Consider the following 23486-nt stretch of genomic DNA (forward strand, 5'->3'; position numbering starts at 1 on the left):
GGGGCTATAGCTCAGCTGGGAGAGCGCTTGCATGGCATGCAAGAGGTCGACGGTTCGATCCCGTCTAGCTCCACCAATTTACACTTCAAGGCCTGGCCACACCGGCCTTGAAGCGATCAACACTCAGCGTTGATCAGTTGTATAGAAGGGTTTGCGTCCCCTTCGTCTAGTGGCCTAGGACACCGCCCTTTCACGGCGGTAACAGGGGTTCGAGTCCCCTAGGGGACGCCAGTTTTACAGAAGCGATGTTGCAGGATGTCGCTCCGCCGCGAGGCGAAAATCCGGGGCTATAGCTCAGCTGGGAGAGCGCTTGCATGGCATGCAAGAGGTCGACGGTTCGATCCCGTCTAGCTCCACCAATTTACACTTCAAGGTCTGGCCACATCGGCCTTGAAGCGGTCAGTCCTCAGCGCTGATCATGTTCAGAAGGTTTGTGTCCCCTTCGTCTAGTGGCCTAGGACACCGCCCTTTCACGGCGGTAACAGGGGTTCGAGTCCCCTAGGGGACGCCACGATTGCCCGCTTTGCGGGATTTTATAAGGGTCATTCAATTCTTGAATGGCCCTTTTGTTTGTCTGGCGTTCAGCCAATCTCCCATCCTCAATGAATATGTCTGACCAGCGGTTGAAGATTTCGCTTGCAGAAATTTATTATGGGAATAATATTTCAATCGTAATATTCGGAGGCAACGATGAACGATAAAAAGGCACAAACCCGTGAACGCATTCTCAAGGCCGCCAGCGATGCGCTGATCCAGCGCGGGCCGGCCGAGCCGAGCGTGGGCGAGGTGATGGGCGCGGCGGGGCTGACGGTGGGCGGTTTCTATGCCCATTTCGAAAGCAAGGATGCCCTGATGCTGGAGGCGTTCAAGCAATTGCTCAGCCGCCGCCGTGGCTTGATCGCCGATATGGATGGCGAGCTGACCGGCGAGGAGCTGCGCGCGTTGGTTGCAGCGTTCTACCTGTCGCGCAAGCACCGCGATTCCACCGAGCAAGCGTGCCCGATCCCGGCGTCGGTCGGCGAGCTCGGGCGGCTGCCGGATGCGTTTCGTGAAGTCCTCAATGAACACATCGAGCTGATGGTCGCGCAATTGGCCGCCAGCCCGGAAGACGCCGACAAAGCCTTGTCCGACATCGCCTTGATGGTCGGCGGCCTGGCCCTGGCCCGGGCGCTGGGCCCGGGCGAGTTATCGGATCGTTTGCTACGCGCCGCCAAGTCGGCGGTGCGCTGAGCTAAGGCGCAAGCCCTGGAGATGAGCATGGACAGGTTGAGCTGGATTCGTGGCGTCAATGGCACACTAGGCCGGATAGCACCGAGCCTGGTTGCGAAGAAAATGCGCAAGGTGTTCATGCATCCCCGCAACCTGCCGCCGCGGGATTGGGAATTACCCTTACTGGCCACGTCCGAGCGCATCACCTTGCGCTTCGGGCTGTCCGCCTTGCGCTGGGGCAAAGGCCCGGCTGTCCTGCTGATGCACGGTTGGGAAGGGCGGCCCACTCAATTCGCGGCGCTGATTACCGCGCTGGTAGACGCCGGTTACACCGTGGTGGCGCTGGATGGACCGGCCCATGGGCGTTCGCCTGGGCGCGAGGCCAATGTCCTGCTGTTCGCCAGGGCGATGCTCGAAGCCGCCGCCGAGCTGCCGCCATTGCAGGCGGTAATCGGCCATTCCATGGGCGGTGCCAGTGCCATGCTTGCAGTGCAGCTGGGCTTGCGTACCGAGACGCTGGTCAGCATCGCCGCGCCGGCACGTATTCTTGGTGTCCTGCGTGGATTCGCGCGGATGATGGGCCTGCCGCCTCGGGCACGTTCAGCCTTCATTCGCCAGGTTGAACAGGACGTGGGCATGCAGGCGTCGAAGATGGATGTCGCGCAATACCAGCTGGATATTCCAGGGCTGATCGTCCACGCCGAAGACGACAACTCAGTCTCGGTCAAGGAGTCGCAATTGATCCATGAAGCCTGGTTCGACAGTCGCTTGCTGCGCTTGTCCCAAGGTGGGCATCAGCGAGTGCTGGCCGATCCCCGTGTCATTGATGGTGTGTTATCACTGTTGGCTGGACGCAGCCTGCAGGCGCGGCAATCGGCCTGAGCTTCCGTTACACTGCCCCGATCCATTTTGACAGGAGACGGGCATGGGCTGGGATCGGGCAACGCCGTTCATCATTGATCTTCAAGTGAGTGCCGAGGACATCGATGGGCTGGGCCACGCCAATAACGCGGTGTACGTCACCTGGCTGGAACGCTGCGCCTGGCGGCATTCCCAGCGCCTGGGCCTGGATCTGGTGGAATACCGGCGGCTGGACCGGGCCATGGCGGTGGTGCGGCATGAAATCGATTATCTGGCGGCGGCCTACGAGGGCGACGAGTTGCAGTTGGCGACCTGGATCGTCGATTGGGACCAGCGCCTGAAAATGTCTCGGCATTTCCAGCTGGTTCGCCCCAGTGATAACGCGACGTTGTTGCGCGCCCAGACTACGTTTGTCTGCATCGAACTCTCCACCGGCCGCCCCAAGCGCATGCCGCCGGAGTTCATCGAAGGCTATGGCCCCGCGCTTATCGCTTGTTGAATTGCCGATTTGGTAAGCGAAATCCGCTAAACTGCCGCACGTTTTTTCGTTGAGTGTGTTTTCCATGCAAATTGCCCTGGCGCCCATGGAGGGGTTGGTCGACAACATCCTGCGGGACGTCCTGACCCGTGTTGGCGGTATCGATTGGTGCGTCACCGAGTTCATCCGTATCAACGACCGTCTGCTCACACCGGCTTACTTTCATAAGCTCGCCCCGGAATTGTTGACCGGCGCTCGAACGGCGGCAGGCGTACCGCTGCGGCTGCAGTTGCTGGGTTCCGATCCGGTGTGCCTGGCGGAAAATGCCGCGCTGGCCTGCGAGCTGGGCTCTGAGGTGATCGACTTGAATTTTGGCTGTCCGGCCAAGACAGTGAATAAATCCCGAGGCGGCGCGGTGCTGCTCAAGGAGCCGGAACTGCTCAACCAAATCGTCGAGCATGTACGTCGTGCCGTCCCCAGACATATCCCCGTCACCGCCAAGATGCGCCTGGGTTTCGACAGCCCTGACGGCGCGCTGGTCTGCGCCACGGCGCTGGCCGAAGGTGGTGCGGCACACATCGTCGTGCATGCGCGGACCAAGACCGACGGCTACAAGCCACCGGCGCATTGGGAGTGGATTCCGCGCGTCCAGGAAGTGGTCAAGGTGCCGGTGTTCGCCAATGGTGATATCTGGAGCGTCGAGGATTGGCGCCGTTGCCGCGAAATCAGCGGCGTCGAAGACATCATGCTCGGACGCGGCCTCGTTTCCCGTCCCGACCTGGCCCGGCAGATCGCCGCTGCCCGGGCCGGTGAGCAAGTGACGCAGATGTCCTGGGCCGAGCTGCAGCCGATGCTCCAAGACTTCTGGTTGCAAGTGGTCGAGCAACTGACGCCACGCCAGGCGCCTGGTCGATTGAAGCAATGGCTGGCGATGCTGACCCGTAATTACCCCGAGGCGGTTGAGCTATTTACCGCCCTGCGCCGGGAAACCGATCTAGACGCAGTAGGGCATTTGCTGGGTGTGAAACGCACCGAAGCGGCCTGAAAAAAATTTCAGAAAAAGCTCTTGAAAAGTTTTTGGCGGTCCCTAGATAAGGGTTACGCGATGCCGAATTCGGGTCGCGGAGACAAAAAAACTTGCTGAACTTTTCAGGAGATTTGAATCATGAGTACTGCATTTTCCCTGGCCCCTCTGTTCCGTTCCTCGGTGGGCTTCGACCGTTTCAACGACCTGTTCGAAACCGCGCTGCGTAACGAACCGGGCAGCAGCTATCCACCCTACAACGTGGAAAAACATGGCGATGACGAATACCGTATCGTAGTCGCCGCCGCCGGGTTCCGCGAAGAAGATCTCGACCTGCAAGTGGAAAAAGGTGTGCTGACCATCAGCGGCGGCAAGCGCGAGGCCAGCAACGACAGCGTGACCTATCTGCACCAGGGCATCGCCCAGCGTGCGTTCAAGCTGTCCTTCCGGTTGGCGGATCATATCGAGATCAAGTCCGCGGGCCTGAGCAACGGTCTGTTGAGCATCGACCTGTTGCGCGTGGTACCGGAAGAGGCCAAGGCCAAGCGCATTCCAATCAACGGTGCGCAGCAGAAACCTGCACTGGAGAATTGATGCATTGCAGTTGAAGAAGGGCGCCGAATGGCGCTCTTCTTTGTTTTTCGCAAGCAGTGAAGGATTAATTGTGGCGAGGGAGCTTGCTCCCGCTGGGTTGCGTGAAGCAGCCCTGAAACCAGTCACCTCGGTGTGTCAGGTTGGTCTTGTTCGAACATTTTATTTTTTGGGGCCGCTGCGCAGCCCAGCGGGAGCAAGCTCCCTCGCCACAAAAGCTACCCAAGCCACAACACCTACGGCAACAACCGCTCAAACGCCTCCAGCGGCAACGGCCGGCTGTGCAAGTAACCCTGGTACAAATGGCATTCAAGCCCCTGCAAAAACTGCAATTGGTCCAGCGTCTCCACCCCTTCGGCGATCATTTCCAGGTTCAGGCTGCGGGCCATGGCGACGATGGCGCGGATTATTTCGGCGTCGTTGGGGTCGCTGGTGGCATCGCGTACAAAGGACTGGTCGATTTTCAGCGTGTCCACCGGCAGCCGCTTGAGATAGGTCAGCGATGAATAACCGGTGCCGAAATCGTCCATGGCGAAGCTCACGCCGATTTTCTTGAGGCGGCGCATCTTGCCGATGGTGTCGTCCAGGTTCTGGATCACGATGCCTTCCGTGATTTCCAGTTTCAGCATGGCGTAGGGCAGGCCGTGGCTGGCGAGGCAGTTCTCGATGCGCTCGACAAAATCGCTCTGGCGGAACTGCCGTGGACTGATGTTCACGCACAGCTTGAACCGTTGCGGGTCAACCTTGCCCTTGGCGATCAGTTGCTTGAAGCCATCGCAGGCCTCGTCGAGGATCCAGGTGCCGACTTCCAGGATCAGGCCGCTGTCTTCTAATACCTTGATGAACTCATTGGGCGACTGCGCGCCCAGGTCCGGGTGATGCCAGCGCACCAAGGCTTCGGCGCCGATGATGCGGTTGTCGCGGGCATCGACCTGGGGTTGGAAATGCACGCTGAATTCGTTACGGGCCAGGGCCTGGCGCAAATCGGTTTCCATGCGCAGCCGTTCGCTGGCGGCTTTTTGCATGGTGGCGTGGAACATCTGCGAGGTGTTGCGTCCCGAATCCTTGGCGCGGTACAGGGCTATGTCGGCGCGCTTGAGCAGGTCGGTAGGCGTGGAGCCGTGGTCCGGAATCAACGCCATGCCGATGCTCGGGGTCACTTGCAGCCGTTGGCCGTCGAGGAACATCGGTTCCGAGAGCAATTCACGCAAGGTGTCGGCGAGGGTCTGGACCTGTTGCGTGACCGCGCCGCGCGTGCCTTCCAGGCCGCTGAGCAGTACCACGAATTCATCACCGCCCAGTCGCGCTACGGTGTCTTCGAGGCGGACACTGGCTTCGAGGCGCGCAGTGATGATTTTCAGCACCGTGTCGCCGACCGGATGACCGAGGGAGTCGTTGATGTGCTTGAAGTGGTCCAGGTCGAGGAACAGCAAAGCCCCGCGCAGGTTATGGCGCTTGAGCAAGGCGATCTGCTGGCTCAACCGATCCAGCAGCAGCGCCCGGTTGGGCAGATTGGTCAGCGGATCGTGGTAGGCCAGGTGGCGGATCTGCGCTTCGGCGTTGCGCAGCAGGCTTACGTCCCGGGCGGTCAGCAACAGGCAGGCGGTCTCGTTGAGCGTGATGGGCTCCACCGACACTTCGACGGTGAGGGTTTCTCCGCGTTTGTTGCGTCCAAGCATTTCCTGATGCACGACGCGGCCCTTGAGCTGCAATTCGGCCAGCAGCGCCGTTCGCTGTTTCTCTTCGGCCCAGATGCCGACCTCGTAGACCGTGCGGCCAATCACCTCGTCGGCGCGGTAGCCGGTCAGGCGGCAGAAGCCGTCGTTGACCTCCAGGTAGCGGCCGCTTTCGAGTTCGGTAATGGTGATGGCGTCAGGGCTGGAATGGAACGCCTTGGCGAACTTCTCCTCGCTGGCCTTTAGCGCCGCTTCGGAGCGTTGCTGCTGGGTGATGTCGCGCAGTGTAGTGACTATGCAGGGCTGGTTGCCGACGTGGATCTGTCGGCTGGAAATGACGCAGGTCAACGGCTGGCCATTTTTGTGATAGACCACCATGGCGACGTTGCTCAGCGATTGCTCGCGGATCACCCGCTCGATGCGTTGCAGGCTGCTGCCCGAGGCGTCCCACAGGCCGATCTCGTCGGCGCTGCGACCGAGCACGTCGCTGGCTGCCCAACCGAAGGTCTGGGTGAAGCTGGAATTGACCTCGAGGAACCTGCCGTCATCCTGGTGGGTGACGCAAATCGGGTCGGGGCTGACCTGAAACAGAGTGGCGAACTTTTCCTCCGATGCCGCCAGGCTCTGCTCGCGCTCTACCTGGTCAGTGATGTCAAGCAACGTGCCGGCCATGCGCAAGGGGCTGCCGTCGTCGTTGCGATAGAGGCGGGCGCGGCTCTCCAGATAACGCGAGCTGCCGTCCGGCAACTGCACGCGATAGGTCAATTGATAGTTGCCCGCCGGGCCTTCGCGCAGGCTGCGGTAGGCGTTGCGCATGTTGTTGCGTTCCTCGGTGGGCACGCCTTCGAAAAACGCGTCGAACGATTCGTGAAAAGCCTTGGGCTCCAGGCCGTGAAGTTGCGCGGCCCGGGCCGAGCCGTAGAGCATGCCGCTGGGAATGTGCCAATCCCAGGTGCCCAGTTGCGCCGAGTCGAGGGCCAGGTCGAGGCGGTCCTGGCTGTCCTTCAGGGCCTGTTCGGCGAGTTTGCGTTCGGTGGTGTCGAGGAACGTGCTCAGCAGGTACGGTTGGCCTTCCAGCTCGACTTTCTGCGCGCTGAGAATGCCGTTGTGGACCTGGCCGTTGCTGGCACGGAATTCCACTTCCATGCTGATCAGTTCGCCTTTGGCCTTGGTCGCCTCAACCAGCTTCGCCCGCTGCGAAGGGTCGACCCACAAGCCCAATTCGAGGGTGGTACGGCCAATCACAGCATGCACCGGCCAGCCGAACAGGCTTTCGAAATACTGGTTGGCCTCGCTGATGAGCCCGTCCTCCTGGCGGGTCAGCAAGACCATGTTAGGGCACAGGTGAAAAAGCGTGGCGAAGCGCTTTTCCGAGCTGCGCAATGCCTGTTCCCGTTCGCGCTGGTGGGTGATTTCGCGAATCACCCCGATCATGCGCGGGCGGCCATGCTTGTCCGGCAACACGCTGCCGTTGATTTCCAGCCAATGCAGGCTGCCATCGGGCCAGACGATGCGGTGGTGCATCGCCTGTTCCAGTGGCGCGCCGGCCACCGCCGCGTGAAAAGCACGCATGGCCCTGGCTCGGTCTTCCGGCAGTAGCAGGTCGAGGTAGTCAACGTCCGCTGGTAACGGCTGGCGCGGATCGAAGCCGAACAGCGCCTGGGTGCCTCGCGACCAACTGATCTGCCCGGTGTCGATGTCCCACGACCAGGCACCCAGGCGCGCACCGTTCAGGGCGGCCAGCAACTGTGGCGCGCTGTCCCAGCTTTGCTCGGACCGCTTCGGGTCGAGTGCCTGGATGCGCGGCAGGGGCGGGAGGTGGTCGGCGGGTTTGGGCATTCTCTAGCGGGCCTTGGCAGATGGGGGTTAAGCGCAGGCGTAATGGCCCTATAGGAGTAGCACAACTTATGCCGGTGTCCGTGGCAGATCGACTTGTGCATCCAATAGAGCCATGAAAGCCCGCGCAGCGTTCGACAGCGTCCTTTCGGTGTGCAAGATATAGCCTAGCTGGCGACTGAGCTGTATGCCCGGTAAAGGCACGCGCGCCACCTGTTCATCGAGCATGGTGCGCGGCAAAACGCTCCAGGCCAGGCCGATGGAGACCATCATTTTTATGGTTTCCAAGTAATTCGTGCTCATGGCGATGTTCGGCGTCAGCCCCTGGGCCTCGAACAGCCGTCGCACAATGTGATGGGTGAAGGTGTTGCCGCCTGGAAAAACCGCCGGATGCAGGGCGATGTCCGCCAGGCTCACCGCGCCGTTGTCCAGCAATGCATGTTCCGGCGCCACCACGAAATCCAGCGGGTCGTCCCACACCGGTGTGGCTCGCACCAGTGAATGGGGCTCGGGGGCCAGGGTAATGACTGCCAGTTCCGCCCGGCCATGGAGGATTTCCTCGTAGGCCACTTCTGAATCCAGGAACTGAATATCCAATGCCACCTGTGGGTAACGTCGGGTGAATTCCCTTAACAGCGGCGGCAGTCGATGCAAGCCGATGTGGTGGCTGGTGGCGAGCGTCAGGCGCCCTGTCACTTCGCCGGTCAGGTTGGTCAGGGCACGGCGGGTGTCGTCCAGTACGTTGAGGATCTGATAGGCCCGTGGCAGCAGGGCCCGCCCGGCTTCGGTCAGGCCGACTTCCCGGCCCAGCCGGTCAAACAGGCGCACCTTGAGTTGCTGTTCCAGCCCGGCGATGCGCTTGCTGATGGCCGGCTGGGTCAGGTGCAGGCGCTCGCCGGCGCCGGAGAAACTGCCGGTTTCGGCGATGGCAATAAAGGCATTGAGGTTGGCAAGGTCCATGGCGGTTGGGTCGAATTCCAGTTGGTTATGCAAAGCATGAAAATTATGAATTTGAGTTATTTAATGTACCCTCTTACCATCAGCCTCACAAGCCAAGGGGTTATTGATTCGTTCGAGGCCCGGGGCATAGAAACAAGCTGATGAGGAAACCGTCTGATGGCCGGCAAAACGCTCTACGACAAGCTCTGGGATTCGCATTTGGTCAAGCAGCGCGACGATGGCTCGGCGCTGATCTACATCGACCGTCACATCATCCACGAAGTGACCTCGCCGCAAGCCTTCGAAGGTCTGCGCCTGGCCGGGCGCAAGCCTTGGCGTATCGATGCCAACATCGCCACCCCGGACCACAACGTACCGACCACCCCGGAGCGCAAGGGCGGCATCGAGGCCATTGCCGACCAGGTCTCACGCCTGCAGGTCCAGACCCTCGACGATAACTGCGACGAATACGGCATTGTCGAATTCAAGATGAACGACGTGCGCCAGGGCATCGTCCATGTGATCGGCCCGGAGCAGGGCGCGACCTTGCCGGGCATGACCGTGGTTTGCGGCGACTCGCACACCTCGACTCACGGTGCGTTCGGCGCTTTGGCCCATGGCATTGGCACCTCTGAGGTCGAGCATGTGCTCGCCACTCAGTGCCTGGTCGCCAAGAAGATGAAAAACATGCTGGTGCGCGTCGAGGGCAAGCTGCCGTTCGGCGTGACCGCCAAGGACATCGTCCTGGCCGTGATTGGCAAGATCGGCACCGCCGGGGGCAACGGCCACGCCATCGAGTTCGCCGGCAGCGCGATCCGTGACTTGTCGGTGGAAGGCCGCATGACCATCTGCAACATGTCCATCGAGGCCGGTGCCCGCGTCGGCCTGGTGGCCGCCGATGAAAAAACCGTGGAATACGTCAAGGGTCGTCCGTTCTCGCCAAAAGGCGCCGAATGGGACATGGCGGTCGAAGCCTGGAAAGACCTGGTCTCCGATGCCGATGCCAAGTTCGACACGGTGGTCGAACTCGACGCAACGCAGATCAAGCCGCAAGTCAGCTGGGGCACTTCCCCGGAAATGGTCTTGGCGGTGGACCAGAACGTGCCGGATCCGGCCAAGGAAATGGACCTGGTCAAGCGCGACTCCATTGTCCGCGCCTTGAAATACATGGGCCTGAGCGCCAACCAGGCGATCACCGACATTCAGCTCGACCGCGTGTTCATCGGCTCCTGCACCAACTCGCGTATCGAAGACTTGCGCGCCGCTGCGGTGATCGCCAAGGGCCGCAAGGTCGCCTCGACCATCAAGCAGGCCATCGTGGTGCCGGGCTCAGGCCTGGTGAAAGCCCAGGCCGAAGCGGAAGGGTTGGACAAGATTTTCCTCGAGGCCGGTTTCGAATGGCGCGAGCCAGGGTGCTCCATGTGCTTGGCGATGAACCCGGATCGCCTGGAATCGGGCGAGCATTGCGCCTCGACGTCCAACCGAAACTTCGAAGGCCGTCAAGGCGCCGGTGGCCGCACGCACCTGGTGAGCCCGGCGATGGCCGCCGCCGCTGCTGTCAACGGCCGTTTTGTCGATGTCCGCGAATTGATCTGAAGGAGCGCAGCATGAAAGCTTTTACCCAGCACACCGGTCTTGTCGCGCCTTTGGATCGTGCCAACGTCGACACCGACCAGATCATTCCCAAGCAGTTCTTGAAGTCCATCAAGCGTACCGGCTTCGGCCCGAACCTGTTCGATGAATGGCGCTACCTGGATGTCGGCCAGCCGTACCAGGACAACTCCAAGCGTCCGTTGAACAAGGATTTCGTGCTCAACGCCGAGCGGTACCAGGGCGCCAGCGTGTTGTTGGCCCGGGAGAACTTCGGCTGCGGTTCGAGCCGCGAGCACGCGCCATGGGCCCTGGAAGAGTACGGTTTCCGCAGCATCATCGCGCCGAGCTACGCCGACATCTTCTTCAACAACAGCTTCAAGAACGGCTTGCTGCCGATCATCCTCAGCGATGCTGAGGTGGATGAGCTGTTCCAGCAGGTCGAGGCCAACCCCGGCTATCAATTGCAGATCGACTTGGCCGCCCAGACCGTGACCCGTCCCGACGGCAAGGTGCTGGGTTTCGAGATCGACGCGTTCCGCAAGCACTGCCTGCTCAACGGCCTGGATGACATCGGCCTGACCTTGCAGGACGGCGAGGCGATTGCCGCGTTCGAGGCCAAGCATCGGGCGAGCCAGCCTTGGTTGTTTCGCGATGCTTGATTTTGCGTAACGAGTAGAGACGCCAGCGACACGAAACCATAAGGACATTCCATGACCAGCGCCGCCCACAGTCAGGTTGTACAAAAGCAATTCGGTGAACAGGCCTCGGCCTATCTGAGCAGTGCCGTGCACGCCCAGGGTGCCGAATTCGCACTGCTACAGGCGGCGTTGGCCGGTCGCGGCGATGCCCGCGTGCTGGATCTGGGCTGCGGCGCTGGCCATGTGAGTTTCCACGTCGCGCCGCTGGCCAGTGAAGTGGTGGCTTATGATTTGTCCCAGCAAATGCTCGACGTAGTCGCCACGGCGGCAGCGGAGCGTGGCCTGGGCAATATCAGCACGGTACGTGGCGCCGCCGAGCGCCTGCCGTTTGCCGACGGCGAGTTCGATTTCGTCTTCAGCCGCTATTCGGCGCATCATTGGAGCGACCTGGGCCTGGCGCTGCGCGAAGTTCGCCGGGTGCTCAAGCCGGGTGGGGTGATGGCGTTCATCGACATCCTGTCGCCGGGCACGCCGCTGTTCGATACCTACTTGCAAAGCGTCGAAGTGCTGCGCGACACCAGCCATGTGCGCGACTATTCGGCCGCCGAGTGGTTGCGCCAGGTCAGCGAGGCGGGGCTGCACACCCGGAGCACCTCTCGTCAGCGCTTGCGCCTGGAGTACCAATCGTGGGTCGAGCGCATGCGCACCCCGGACGTGATGCGAGCGGCGATTCTTGAGTTGCAGCGCTCGATGGGCGATGAAGTGCGTGAATATTTTCAGATTGAGGCCGATGGTTCGTTCAGTACGGATGTACTGGTGCTGTGGGCCGAGCGATAACATTTTTCCCGGCCATGCCCAGAGGCGTGTTCCGACAGAGCAAATGAGGAAAGCATGAGCAAGCAGATTCTGATTCTCCCAGGTGATGGCATTGGCCCGGAAATCATGGCCGAGGCGGTCAAGGTCCTGGAGCTGGCGAACGACAAGTACGGCTTGGGCTTCGAGCTCAGCCACGACGTGATCGGCGGCGCGGCCATCGACAAGCACGGCGTGCCGCTGGCCGACGAAACCCTGGACCGTGCCCGTGCTGCCGATGCCGTGCTGCTGGGTGCCGTGGGCGGCCCGAAATGGGACAAGATCGAACGTGACATCCGCCCTGAGCGCGGCCTGCTGAAGATTCGCGCGCAACTGGGCCTGTTCGGCAATTTGCGCCCGGCGATCCTTTACCCACAACTGGCCGATGCCTCCAGCCTGAAGCCTGAAATCGTCTCGGGGCTGGACATCCTCATCGTCCGTGAGCTGACCGGCGGTATCTACTTCGGCGCCCCGCGCGGCACTCGTGAGTTGGAGAATGGCGAGCGCCAGGCCTATGACACGCTGCCGTACAGCGAAAGCGAAATCCGCCGCATCGCTCGGGTTGGCTTCGACATGGCCCGCGTGCGTGGCAAGAAGCTCTGCTCCGTGGACAAGGCTAACGTGCTGGCTTCCAGCCAACTGTGGCGCGAAGTGGTCGAGCAGGTGGCCAAGGATTATCCGGACATCGAGCTGAGCCACATGTACGTCGACAACGCCGCCATGCAACTGGTACGCGCACCGAAGCAGTTCGATGTGATCGTCACCGACAACATGTTCGGCGACATCCTGTCCGACGAAGCGTCGATGCTCACCGGCTCCATCGGCATGCTGCCGTCGGCCTCCCTGGACGCCAACAACAAGGGCATGTACGAGCCTTGCCACGGTTCGGCGCCGGACATCGCCGGGCAGGGCATTGCCAACCCATTGGCGACCATCCTGTCGGTGTCGATGATGCTGCGTTACAGCTTCAACTTGAACGATGCCGCCGACGCGATCGAAAAAGCTGTCAGCGTGGTCCTGGACCAAGGCTTGCGCACCGGTGATATCTGGTCGCAAGGTTGTACCAAAGTCGGTACGCAGCAAATGGGCGATGCAGTAGTCGCCGCGCTGCGGAATCTGTAATCTTTCGGGCCCACCGCTTCGACGGTGGCCCACTTTTGTATAGGTGTAGTTGCGATGAAACGTGTAGGTCTGATCGGTTGGCGCGGCATGGTCGGTTCCGTGCTCATGCAGCGAATGCTGGAAGAGCAGGATTTCGATCTCATTGAGCCGGTGTTCTTCACCACTTCCAATGTCGGTGGCCAAGGCCCATCCGTGGGCAAGGACACTGGTGCGCTCAAGGATGCCTACAGCATCGAAGAGCTCAAGACCCTCGACGTGATCCTGACCTGCCAGGGCGGCGACTACACCAGCGAAGTGTTCCCCAAGCTGCGTGAAGCCGGCTGGCAGGGCTACTGGATCGACGCCGCTTCCAGCCTGCGCATGCAGGACGACGCGGTGATCATCCTCGACCCGGTCAACCGCAAGGTCATCGACCAGCAGCTGGATGCGGGCACCAAGAACTACATTGGTGGCAACTGCACCGTCAGCCTGATGCTGATGGGCCTCGGCGGCCTGTTCGAAGCCGGCCTGGTGGAATGGATGAGCGCCATGACCTACCAAGCGGCGTCCGGTGGCGGCGCGCAGCACATGCGAGAGCTGATCAAGCAAATGGGCGTGACTCACGGCGCCGTTGCCGATGAGCTGGCCAACCCGGCCAGCGCCATCCTCGACATCGACCGCAAGGTCGCCGAGGCGATGCGCAGCGATGCCTACCCGACCGAGAACTTCGGCGTACCGCTGGCCGGCAGCCTGATCCCCTGGATCGACAAGGAACTGCCCAACGGCCAGAGCCGTGAAGAGTGGAAGGCCCAGGCCGAGACCAACAAGATCCTGGGTCGCTTCAAGAGCCCGATCCCGGTGGACGGCATCTGCGTGCGTATCGGTGCGATGCGTTGCCACAGCCAGGCGCTGACCATCAAGCTGAACAAAGACGTGCCGATTGCCGACATTGAAGGCCTGATCAGCCAGCACAACCCTTGGGTCAAGCTGGTGCCGAACAGTCGTGAAACCAGCATGCAGGAGCTGAGCCCGACCAAGGTCACTGGCACCCTGAACGTGCCGGTGGGCCGTCTGCGCAAACTGAACATGGGGTCGCAATTCGTCGGTGCCTTCACCGTTGGCGACCAACTGTTGTGGGGCGCGGCCGAGCCGTTGCGTCGCATGTTGCGGATCCTGCTCGAACGTTGATCGATTGCTGCCGTGAAAGAACCCGCGCCTTGCGAGAGGTGCGGGTTTTTTATTGGTCTGGTGAAATCCCTCGCCACAAGCTCCCCGCTGTCCAATTGCTTGCCCGCCAACCAGCCGGTAAAGTGCCGCTCCCCACGTTTTACCTGAGGTAGACCCATGAGCCAGTCCTTTGATATTGCCGTGATCGGCGCCACCGGTACTGTCGGCGAAACCCTAGTCCAGATTCTCGAAGAGCGGGATTTTCCGGTCGGCACCCTGCACCTGCTGGCCAGCAGCGAATCGGCGGGAAGCTCGGTGATGTTTCGCGGCAAAAACGTGCGGGTGCGTGAGGTCGATGAATTTGATTTCAGCAAAGTCCAACTGGCGTTCTTCGCGGCCGGACCGGCGGTCACCCTGAGTTTCGCCCCGCGTGCCACGGCTGCCGGTTGTGCGCTGATAGATCTGTCCGGCGCGTTGCCGCCAGAACAGGCGCCGCAGATTGTGCCGGAGGCCAACCCGAAGAAGCTGGCTAACCTGCGCAAGCCAATCCAGGTCAGCAGCCCCAGCGCCTCGGCGACGGTGTTGGCTGTTGCATTGGCACCGCTGCGCGAATGCCTGGAGATGGAACGCATCAGCCTGACCGCCAGCCTCGCCGTGTCCGCCCAGGGGCGCGCGGCGGTGAGCGAGTTGGCGCGCCAGACCGCCGAGCTACTCAACGCTCGCCCACTCGAGCCGAAATTCTTCGACCGGCAGATGGCATTCAACCTGCTGGCCCAGGTCGGTGCTCCCGACGAACAGGGTCACACATCGCTGGAAAAGCGCCTGGTGGGCGAGTTGCGCCAGGTATTGGAACAACCTTTGTTAAAGATTTCCGTCACTTGCATTCAAGCCCCGGTGTTTTTTGGCGATAGCTTTAGCGTGACCGTGCAGTCTGCCCGTGCCATTGACCTGGCGAAGATCAACGCAGCTCTGGAAGCGGCCCCTGGCATCGAGCTGGTAGACGCAGGCGATTACCCGACCCCAGTGGGGGATGCGGTGGGGCAGGACGTGGTTTATATCGGACGCGTACGCGGCGGTATCGACGACCCGGCGGAACTAAATATGTGGCTGACGTCAGATAACGTGCGCAAGGGTGGGGCGCTCAATGCGGTGCAGGTGGCTGAGTTGTTGATAAAAGACCTGCTGTAAAAGATACTTGGCAACAATTTGTCGAATGGTTCTAGCTGGGCGCTATGCTTGGTCAGAATGCTGAAGGCGAACCTCCCTCCCGGGGACTTCTCCTGGGCATGAGTGAAACGATCGCGCGCGCCGTCGCTTCGGGGCTGCGCGCAATGCCTTACGGCAGCGGCATCAACACCTTCTCGCTGGCCGAGGAATGTTCAAACAAAGGAAGAGGCTATGGTTCAAGTTCGCAAACTGGTGTTAGCAATAGCGGCCGCCTCGGCGCTGTCCTCCGGTATGGCGCAAGCGCTCGGGCTCGGGGAATTGACCCTGAAGTCGCCGCCGAACCAACCTCTTGTGGCTGAGATCGAGCTGCTCGATGTCCAGCAGCTGACGGCCGCCGAAGTCGTGCCAAGCCTGGCTCCGCCCGAAGAATTCGCCAAGGCAGGCATCGATCGCCAAGCGTTTCTCAATGACCTGAGCTTCACCCCGGTAATCAACGCCAACGGCAAGAGTGTCCTGCGGGTGACGTCCAGTCGGCCAATGTCCGAGCCCATGGTCAAGTTCCTCGTGCAAGTGATGTGGCCCAATGGCCGTTTGCTGCGCGACTACAGTGTGCTGGTCGATCCGTCCAAATTCTCGCCGCAGGCCGCCGATGCCGCCCGGGCCAAGCCGTCCCAGGCGGTCTCTTCGCCAGTCACCGGCGCCACCAAGCCTTCCCAATACACCACCACGCCGCGCGACACCCTGTGGGAAATCGCCGCCAAGGTGCGTAATGGCGGGTCCGTGCAGCAGACCATGCTGGCGATTCAAGCGCTGAACCCGAACGCATTCATCAACGGCAACATCAACCTGCTCAAGACCGGCCAAGTACTGCGGCTGCCGGACCCAGTGCAAAGCACCGCGTTGCCACAACCCCAGGCCATCGCTGAAGTGGCCGCGCAGAATGCTGCCTGGCGCCAGGGGCGTCGGGGTGTGGCAGGTAACGGTCGACAGCAGTTGGACGCCACCAAGCGTGGTGCTAATGAAGGCGCGCCAGCCCAGGCGGCCGGTCGCGATAACCTGAGCCTGGTTTCCGCCGAGTCGGCGAAGGCCGGCAACAAGGGCAAAGGGGCCGCTGGCGATGCCCAGGCGCTGAGCGACAAGCTTGCGGTGACGCAGGAGAGCCTCGATTCGGCCCGCCGCGACAATGAAGAACTGAAAAGCCGCATGGCCGATCTGCAAAGCCAGCTGGACAAATTGCAGCGCCTGATCGAACTGAAGAACAATCAACTGGCCAAGATGCAGGGCGAGGGCGCCGCTGTTCCTCCGGCTGGCGGATCGACCCCGACGATGTCGGCAGAGTTGACCCCTGGGCCGTCGGCACAAGCCCCGACACCAACGCCAGCACCCGAAGCCGCCCCAGAGGCGACTCCGCCGGCCACTCCGGTCGAGCCGACACCGGCTGCTTCCGATGAGAAAAAGTACAACGACCTGCTGACCAATCCGATCCTGTTGGGTCTGATCGGCGGTGGCGCGTTGGTCCTCTTGCTCCTGCTGTTGTTGCTTGCCCGTCGCCGCAAGGCCCAGCAGGAAGCTGAGAAACATCTGCGCATGGCTCGAGCCCTCGAGGAGGAGGCCGACTTCTCCCCGGAGCTCGATCTGCCCCCGAGCAGCTTCGAGGGCATTGATGTTCCACCGCCAAGCGTAAAGCTCGAGCCCAAGCCAGCCCCGGCGCCAGTACCCAAGCCAGCTCCGTTGGTTGCGCCCGTGATCGTCACGCCACCGATCGCCGCACCGCTGGTGGCACCGGCCGCCGAGCCTTCCGATGACGATGTGTTGCCCCAGGCCCAGTCTCACATCGATCGCGGTCGCTTGAACCAGGCCGCTGACCTGCTGGAGCAAGGCATCAAGGCCGAGCCCCAGCGCAGCGATCTGCGGCTGAAATTGATGGAGGTCTATGGCCAGCAAGGCGACCGCGATGCCTTTGTGGCCCAGGAGCGCCAACTGGTCGCCAACGGCGAGAACTACGCGCAGGTTGAACAGCTCAAGAGCCGTTTTCCGGCCATGGCGGTCGCCGCCGGCGCAGGCTTGGCCGCTGCGGCAGTCGCCGCCGAGCTGGATGCTGAATACGTCAAGTCGCTGCTGGAAGACACGCCAGCGACCAATGAAGAGCTCGACAGTGCCTTTGACTTGAGCCTGGACGATCTGGAGACACCGACACCTGCGGCGCCGGAGCCTGCTGTCGAGCTGGACGCATTTCCAGCCGACGACGACTTGGACTTCGAGGCGCTGCTCAAGCAGCAGACCGAAGCCAATCAGGCTAACGAAAGCCTCGACGATCTGTCGGACTTCGACCTGGACCTGGGTGCCGATGCTCCGGCGCCAGCCTTGGCTGATGAAGATTTCCTGCTGGACCTGGACGATGATCTCAAAGGCTTGGACACGCCAGCCGCCGACACGCCGGCCTTGGATGACACCCCGTCCGACGATCTTGAGCTGCCAGCGGATTTCGATCTGTCCCTGGCCGACGAGATGGACGCCCAGCACCGGCCGAAAGACGCTTTCGAATCGGAACTGGATGATGTCAACGCCGAGTTGGATCGCCTGTCCGACAGCCTGAGCCAGCCAACCTTCACCGCCGAAGACGCCTTGGCGAGTGCTGGCGATGAACCGGAAGACTTCGACTTCCTCAGCGGCACCAACGAAGTGGCAACCAAGCTCGACCTGGCCCAGGCCTACATCGATATGGGCGACAGCGACGGTGCGCGGGATATCCTCGGCGAAGTCCTCAGCGAAGGCGACGCCACGCAGAAGAGCGAAGCACAGGAAATGCTCTCGCGCCTGGCGTGATTCAGCTGTAGACCAACAACGGCAGCCGATGAGGCTGCCGTTTTTGTTTGCGTGCGATTCATCGTGGCCAAGGACCACCGGTTGCGCTGGCATCCCGTCGCTGCGGCCTTATAATGCCCGCCTTTGCGTACCTCAGCAGGCTGTAATTCCTTGGCAAACATAGACAACCCAGCCGCCGAAATGGCGGCCGACGGCTTTTTCCGGATCGCCCTGGGCGTTGAATACAAAGGCTCGCGCTATCGCGGCTGGCAGCGTCAGGCCTCCGGCGTGCTGACGGTGCAGGAAACCCTTGAAAACGCGCTGTCCAAAGTCGCCGACTCGCCCGTGTCGCTGCATTGCGCCGGGCGTACCGATGCCGGCGTGCATGCTTGCGGCCAGGTGGTGCATTTCGACACCCAGGTCGAGCGCTCGATGAAAGCCTGGGTCATGGGCGCCAACATCAACTTGCCCCACGACGTCAGCGTCAGCTGGGCCAAGGCGATGCCTGGGCATTTTCACGCGCGCTTCAAGGCCATCGCCCGGCGTTATCGCTACGTGATCTACAACGACCAGATCCGCCCGGCGCACCTGAACGAAGAAATCACCTGGAACCACCGCCCGCTGGACGTCGAACGCATGGCCGAGGCCGCGCAATACCTGGTCGGTGTCCACGACTTCAGTGCCTTTCGCGCCGGCCAGTGCCAGGCCAAGTCGCCGATCAAGGAACTGCATCACCTGCGCGTGACCCGTCACGGCAAGATGATCGTACTCGACATTCGCGCGAGCGCGTTCCTGCACCACATGGTACGCAACATAGCCGGCGTTCTGATGACCATTGGTGCGGGTGAACGACCGGTGGAATGGATCAAGGAAGTGCTCGAGAGCCGCATACGCCGTACCGGTGGCGTCACCGCGCACCCGTTTGGCTTATATCTGGTACAGGTGGAATACCACGATGAGTTCGAGCTGCCGGAGCGTTACATCGGGCCACATTTCCTCACGGGCTTCTCGGAACTCGACGGCTGACGGCCTTCGTTGCATTTGTTACCATCCGGGACTTTCACGGATTTGCCTGAGGTTTTATCCACCATGCCGGTCGTTCGCAGCAAGATATGCGGAATCACCCGCGTCGAAGATGCGCTGGCAGCGGTCGAGGCCGGTGCGGACGCCATCGGGCTGGTGTTCTATGCCAAGAGCCCGCGAGCGGTGACGGTGCAACAGGCGAGGGGGATCATCCGGGCGTTGCCGCCGTTCGTCACGCCGGTAGGTCTGTTCGTCAACGCCAGTCGTTGCGAGCTGGGCGAGATCCTCGATGCGGTGCCGCTGGCCCTGCTGCAGTTTCACGGTGACGAGACACCCGCCGATTGCGAAGGTTGGCATCGCCCGTATATCAAGGCGTTGCGGGTCAAGGCCGGTGATGACATCGCCGCCAGTTGCGCGGCTTTCGCCGGTGCCAGCGGTATTTTGCTGGATACCTACGTGGAAGGCATTCCTGGCGGCACCGGCGAAGCGTTCGATTGGTCGCTGGTGCCACAAGGCCTGGACAAGCCGATCATCCTCGCCGGCGGCCTGACGGCGGACAACGTCGCCGCGGCCATTGCCCAGGTTCGCCCCTATGCGGTGGACGTCAGTGGCGGGGTGGAGCAGGCCAAGGGCATCAAGGATCCAGCAAAGATTCGTGCGTTCATGGCTGCTGTTCGCAACAGCCAGTAGTCAATGTGACGGCTGGCAGACTGCCGCCGTCCATACCTGCACTGTACAAAGCAGGCAGGCACCGCCTCCGGGTGGGCCGATAGCGTAGTGGCGACCGCAGTGCAGCGGTCGCCGGGATGGCTGAGGAGGTTGGGCTGCACGCAGGTCATGTTTCGCGCTGACCGCGGTGGTTGCTCAATCCTCGCCGCACAATGAATTTGAGCTCAAGGGCATACGCGGGGCCGCGAACCAAAGCGTTCGGGCCGCCGGTACTGGAGAAAGAAAGCATGAGCAACTGGTTGGTAGACAAACTGATCCCTTCGATCATGCGTTCCGAGGTGAAGAAAAGCTCGGTGCCTGAAGGTCTGTGGCACAAATGTCCTTCCTGCGAGGCGGTGCTGTACCGTCCCGAGCTGGAAAAGACCCTGGACGTTTGCCCCAAGTGCAACCACCACATGCGCATTGGCGCGCGTGCCCGTATCGATATTTTCCTCGACGCGGAAGGCCGCGTGGAGCTGGGCGCCGAGCTGGAGCCGGTGGACCGCCTGAAGTTCCGCGACGGCAAGAAGTACAAGGATCGCCTGACCGCTGCCCAGAAGCAGACCGGTGAAAAAGACGCCCTGGTGTCCATGAGCGGTACTTTGCTGGGCATGCCTGTGGTGGTTTCGGCTTTCGAGTTCTCCTTCATGGGCGGTTCCATGGGCGCCATCGTCGGCGAGCGCTTCGTTCGCGCCGCCAACCACGCACTGGAAAACCGTTGCCCGATGATCTGCTTTGCCGCTTCCGGCGGTGCGCGGATGCAGGAAGCGCTGATTTCCCTGATGCAAATGGCCAAGACCTCAGCGGTGCTGGCGCGTCTGCGAGAAGAAGGTATTCCGTTCATCTCGGTGCTGACCGACCCGGTCTATGGCGGTGTTTCCGCCAGTCTGGCGATGCTGGGCGACGTGATCGTCGGCGAGCCGAAGGCGCTGATCGGCTTTGCCGGCCCGCGTGTGATCGAGCAGACCGTGCGCGAGAAGCTGCCGGAAGGCTTCCAGCGCAGTGAGTTCCTGCTGGAGCACGGCGCCATCGACATGATCATTCACCGCCAGGAACTGCGTCCGCGCCTGGGCAACCTGCTGGCGCAACTGATGGGTCTGCCGACGCCGACCTTCGTTGCCGCACCGATCGAGCCGATTGTGGTTCCACCGGCGCCTGCTGGCCTATGATCCAACGTACCCTGGGCGACTGGCTTGCCTACCTCGAGCAGTTGCATCCATCGGCCATCGACATGGGGCTGGAGCGCTCGCAAGCGGTAGCGTCCCGCATGGGACTGGCCAAGCCGGCGCCCCGGGTCATCACGGTGACCGGCACCAACGGCAAGGGGTCGACCTGCGCCTTTGTGGCTTCGCTGCTGCGTGCCCAGGGGCTGAGCGTCGGGGTCTACAGTTCGCCGCACCTGCTGCGCTATAACGAGCGGGTTCAGGTCAACGACGTCGAGGCCACTGATGCCGAGCTGTGCGAAGCCTTCGCCGCGGTGGAAGCCGGGCGAGGCGAGACATCCCTGACCTATTTTGAGATGGGCACCCTCGCGGCGTTCTGGTTGTTCGCCCGTGCCGGCCTGGATGCCGTCGTGCTGGAAGTCGGCCTGGGCGGACGGCTGGATGCGGTCAACCTTGTCGATGCGGACGTCGCGCTGGTCACCAGCATCGGCGTGGACCATGCCGATTACTTGGGTGATACCCGTGAATCCGTCGCGTTCGAAAAAGCCGGTATCTTCCGCCAGGGCGCGCCCGCGCTCTGTGGCGACCTCGATCCGCCGCAGCCTTTGCTGGACAAGGTTCGCGAGTTGGGCTGCCCATTCTCCCTGCGCGGACGGGATTTCGACCTGGCGATGACCGAGCAGCATTGGCAGTGGCGCGGCACCGATGCCAAGGGCAACCCGGTGGAGCTGCATGACCTGCCGCTGCTCGACCTGCCGATGGAAAACGCCGCGCTTGCGCTCCAGGCTTACTCGTTGTTGGGCTTGCCTTGGGACGCCGGCCAGATTGTCCAGGCGTTGCAGGCAACCCGCGTCGTCGGTCGTCTCGACCGCCGTTCATTCGATTGGCAAGGCAAGCGCATCAACCTGCTGCTGGATGTCGGCCATAACCCCCACGCGGCGCAGTACCTGGCCGAGCGCCTGGCGCGGCGGCCGGTGGCAGGCAAGCGTTTGGCGGTGTTCGGGCTGCTGTCGGACAAGGACTTGGATGGCGTTGTCGGCGCGTTGGATGCTAGTGTCCAGCATTGGGCCGTGGCGCCGCTGGATTCACCGCGCTCGCGTCCGGCAAGCGAGTTGAAGACAGCATTGCAGCGTCGTGGCGCTTCGGTTGATGCCTATGGCAGCGTGACTGACGCGTTGGAAGGGCAGTGCGCCCTGGCGACGGCTGCTGATGAGATCCTGCTGTTCGGATCATTTTTTTGCGTTGCCGAGGCCCTTCAATGGTTGGCCCGGCGCTCCACGGAGGAAGCTGCAGATGGCATTGCTGGATAAAGCGTACAAGCAGCGCATGGTCGGGGCCTTGGTATTGGTGGCCCTGGCAGTGATTTTCCTGCCGATGCTGTTTTCCCGTCAGGACGAGCAGCGCCAGGTCACGGTTGATGCGCCGTCCGCGCCCCAGGCGCCATCCGTGCCACCGGTGCAGGTCGAGCCGGTGGCGGTGCCCGAGCCGCAGGCATTGCCCCAGGAGCCGGTGCCGAGCGACGCGGAATTGGCCGAGCAATCCGTCGATCCTGCCGCGCCGGCTGCGTCCACGCCGACCGCGCCCGCATCGACAGCCGCAGCGCCTGCTCCGGCAGCACCCGCCAAACCCGCTGTAGTGCCAACGCCTGTCCCGGCGGCACCTGCGATCAAGCCGGCGCCAACCCAGCCAATCACTGCGGCCCCCAAGCCAGACACTACACAGAGCCGCGTCGATGCCAATGGCCTGTCCGTCAGTTGGTCGGTGCAACTGGCCAGCCTCACCAGCCGCGAAAGCGCTGAAAAACTGCAGAAAAACCTGCGCAGCCAAGGCTACAACGCCTATATCCGTTCCGCCGATGGCAAGAACCGGGTGTTTGTCGGCCCGCTGATCGAGCGTGCCGAAGCCGACCGCCTGCGCGACCTGCTCAATCGCCAGCAGAACCTCAAGGGTTTCGTGGTGCGTTTCCAGCCAGAGCGCGGTTGAACGGCCATTTAGCTGATTTGAGTCATGCCGCTTACCGACAGCCCTGCGCTCTGCTAAAATGCGCCGCCTTATCCGTCTGTAGGCTGCACCGTGCCATTTACCTGGGTTGACTGGGCGATCGTTGCAATCGTCGCCATCTCCGCATTGATCAGTCTGAGCCGCGGCTTCGTCAAGGAAGCCCTCTCGCTGTTGACCTGGATCATCGCGGGAGTCGTAGCCTGGATGTTTGGTGGCTCGCTGTCCCAGTACCTCGCCGGATACATCGAAACCCCATCGGCTCGCGTGATCGCGGGCTGTGCCATCTTGTTTATCGCCACCTTGCTGGTTGGCGCAATGATCAATTATCTGATCGGCGAACTGATTCGCGTCACCGGGCTTTCCGGGACGGACCGGTTCCTGGGCATGGCCTTCGGCGCGGCGCGTGGCGCGTTGCTGGTGGTCGTGGCCGTCGGGCTGCTGAGCCTGGGGCCGGTGCAACAGGATACGTGGTGGCAGGAGTCCCGGCTCGTGCCACAATTTCTATTGGTCGCAGACTGGTCCAAGAACCTGATCCTGGGTTGGAGCAGTCAGTGGCTTGCCAGCGGTATCAGCGTACCCGCTGAAATACCGTTCAAGGAACAACTCTTGCCGATGGCCAAAACGCCGCAGTGAGTGTTGTTCAGTTCAGATCCA

Annotated in this window: 20 protein-coding genes and 4 tRNA genes; 22 read left to right on the forward strand and 2 right to left on the reverse strand. The window is 62.0% G+C overall.

Annotation, left to right across the window (positions count from 1 at the left end):
- From HU806_RS25220 to HU806_RS25260, 9 genes are all read left to right on the forward strand, one after another.
- Window positions 1-76, forward strand: a tRNA-Ala gene (locus HU806_RS25220).
- Window positions 77-155: 79 nt separating this feature from the next.
- Window positions 156-231, forward strand: a tRNA-Glu gene (locus HU806_RS25225).
- A gap of 52 nt (window positions 232-283) precedes the next feature.
- Window positions 284-359, forward strand: a tRNA-Ala gene (locus HU806_RS25230).
- 76 nt (window positions 360-435) lie between these two features.
- Window positions 436-511: transfer RNA gene (locus HU806_RS25235), tRNA-Glu, on the forward strand.
- A 179-nt stretch (window positions 512-690) separates the two neighbouring features.
- Window positions 691-1230 carry a TetR/AcrR family transcriptional regulator gene (locus HU806_RS25240; protein ID WP_186615480.1) on the forward strand — a complete coding sequence of 180 codons (540 nt, stop codon included), beginning with the start codon at window positions 691-693 and terminating at the stop codon, window positions 1228-1230.
- A 27-nt stretch (window positions 1231-1257) separates the two neighbouring features.
- A complete protein-coding gene (locus HU806_RS25245) occupies window positions 1258-2091 on the forward strand; it encodes an alpha/beta fold hydrolase (RefSeq protein WP_186615482.1) in 834 nt (277 codons plus the stop codon).
- 43 nt (window positions 2092-2134) lie between these two features.
- A complete protein-coding gene (locus HU806_RS25250; RefSeq protein ID WP_186615484.1) occupies window positions 2135-2569 on the forward strand; it encodes an acyl-CoA thioesterase in 435 nt (144 codons plus the stop codon).
- Window positions 2570-2633: 64 nt separating this feature from the next.
- Window positions 2634-3593 carry a tRNA dihydrouridine synthase gene (locus HU806_RS25255; protein WP_186615485.1) on the forward strand — a complete coding sequence of 320 codons (960 nt, stop codon included), beginning with the start codon at window positions 2634-2636 and terminating at the stop codon, window positions 3591-3593.
- Window positions 3594-3713: 120 nt separating this feature from the next.
- Complete coding sequence (locus HU806_RS25260; protein WP_186615487.1) at window positions 3714-4166, forward strand: Hsp20 family protein; 453 nt, start codon at window positions 3714-3716, stop codon at window positions 4164-4166.
- 233 nt (window positions 4167-4399) lie between these two features.
- Here HU806_RS25260 and HU806_RS25265 read toward each other — a convergent pair whose 3' ends face one another.
- Entirely contained in the window at window positions 4400-7678 is a 3279-nt protein-coding gene (locus HU806_RS25265) for a PAS domain S-box protein (RefSeq protein WP_186615489.1), read from the reverse strand.
- Between the two features lie 66 nt (window positions 7679-7744).
- Window positions 7745-8635: a LysR family transcriptional regulator gene (locus HU806_RS25270; RefSeq protein ID WP_186615491.1), complete on the reverse strand. Its 891-nt coding sequence runs from the start codon at window positions 8633-8635 to the stop codon at window positions 7745-7747.
- A gap of 156 nt (window positions 8636-8791) precedes the next feature.
- Here HU806_RS25270 and leuC point away from each other — a divergent pair, with 156 nt between their 5' ends.
- From leuC to HU806_RS25335, 13 genes are all read left to right on the forward strand, one after another.
- The gene (gene leuC / locus HU806_RS25275) at window positions 8792-10210 is read left to right on the forward strand and encodes a 3-isopropylmalate dehydratase large subunit (RefSeq protein ID WP_003203866.1); all 1419 of its coding nucleotides are present in this window, start codon (window positions 8792-8794) and stop codon (window positions 10208-10210) included.
- 11 nt (window positions 10211-10221) lie between these two features.
- Window positions 10222-10866, forward strand: a complete 645-nt coding sequence (gene leuD, locus HU806_RS25280; protein WP_030142033.1) for a 3-isopropylmalate dehydratase small subunit — start codon at window positions 10222-10224, stop codon at window positions 10864-10866.
- A 51-nt stretch (window positions 10867-10917) separates the two neighbouring features.
- Complete coding sequence (locus HU806_RS25285) at window positions 10918-11682, forward strand: class I SAM-dependent methyltransferase (protein ID WP_186615493.1); 765 nt, start codon at window positions 10918-10920, stop codon at window positions 11680-11682.
- Between the two features lie 54 nt (window positions 11683-11736).
- Window positions 11737-12819 (forward strand): 3-isopropylmalate dehydrogenase, encoded by a 1083-nt coding sequence (gene leuB / locus HU806_RS25290; RefSeq protein ID WP_063320312.1) that lies wholly within the window; start codon window positions 11737-11739, stop codon window positions 12817-12819.
- 54 nt (window positions 12820-12873) lie between these two features.
- A complete protein-coding gene (asd, locus tag HU806_RS25295; RefSeq protein ID WP_186615495.1) occupies window positions 12874-13986 on the forward strand; it encodes an aspartate-semialdehyde dehydrogenase in 1113 nt (370 codons plus the stop codon).
- 156 nt (window positions 13987-14142) lie between these two features.
- Window positions 14143-15153 carry an aspartate-semialdehyde dehydrogenase gene (locus HU806_RS25300; RefSeq protein ID WP_186615497.1) on the forward strand — a complete coding sequence of 337 codons (1011 nt, stop codon included), beginning with the start codon at window positions 14143-14145 and terminating at the stop codon, window positions 15151-15153.
- Window positions 15154-15363: 210 nt separating this feature from the next.
- Window positions 15364-17958 (forward strand): FimV/HubP family polar landmark protein, encoded by a 2595-nt coding sequence (locus HU806_RS25305; RefSeq protein ID WP_186615499.1) that lies wholly within the window; start codon window positions 15364-15366, stop codon window positions 17956-17958.
- Window positions 17959-18138: 180 nt separating this feature from the next.
- Window positions 18139-18963: a tRNA pseudouridine(38-40) synthase TruA gene (gene truA, locus HU806_RS25310; RefSeq protein ID WP_186615517.1), complete on the forward strand. Its 825-nt coding sequence runs from the start codon at window positions 18139-18141 to the stop codon at window positions 18961-18963.
- Between the two features lie 63 nt (window positions 18964-19026).
- Window positions 19027-19650 carry a phosphoribosylanthranilate isomerase gene (locus HU806_RS25315; protein ID WP_186615501.1) on the forward strand — a complete coding sequence of 208 codons (624 nt, stop codon included), beginning with the start codon at window positions 19027-19029 and terminating at the stop codon, window positions 19648-19650.
- Between the two features lie 266 nt (window positions 19651-19916).
- Entirely contained in the window at window positions 19917-20837 is a 921-nt protein-coding gene (accD, locus tag HU806_RS25320) for an acetyl-CoA carboxylase, carboxyltransferase subunit beta (protein WP_186615503.1), read from the forward strand.
- Window positions 20834-22141: a bifunctional tetrahydrofolate synthase/dihydrofolate synthase gene (folC, locus tag HU806_RS25325; protein WP_186615505.1), complete on the forward strand. Its 1308-nt coding sequence runs from the start codon at window positions 20834-20836 to the stop codon at window positions 22139-22141. Before accD ends, folC begins: the two co-directional genes overlap by 4 nt.
- Window positions 22125-22814: an SPOR domain-containing protein gene (locus HU806_RS25330; protein WP_186615507.1), complete on the forward strand. Its 690-nt coding sequence runs from the start codon at window positions 22125-22127 to the stop codon at window positions 22812-22814. Before folC ends, HU806_RS25330 begins: the two co-directional genes overlap by 17 nt.
- A gap of 90 nt (window positions 22815-22904) precedes the next feature.
- Window positions 22905-23465, forward strand: coding sequence for a CvpA family protein (locus HU806_RS25335; RefSeq protein ID WP_039593931.1), 561 nt, complete (start codon window positions 22905-22907; stop codon window positions 23463-23465).
- Window positions 23466-23486: the final 21 nt, after the last annotated feature.

The organism is Pseudomonas sp. SWRI154, from assembly GCF_014268645.1.
GTDB classification, from domain to species: Bacteria; Pseudomonadota; Gammaproteobacteria; order Pseudomonadales; family Pseudomonadaceae; genus Aquipseudomonas; species Aquipseudomonas marvdashtae.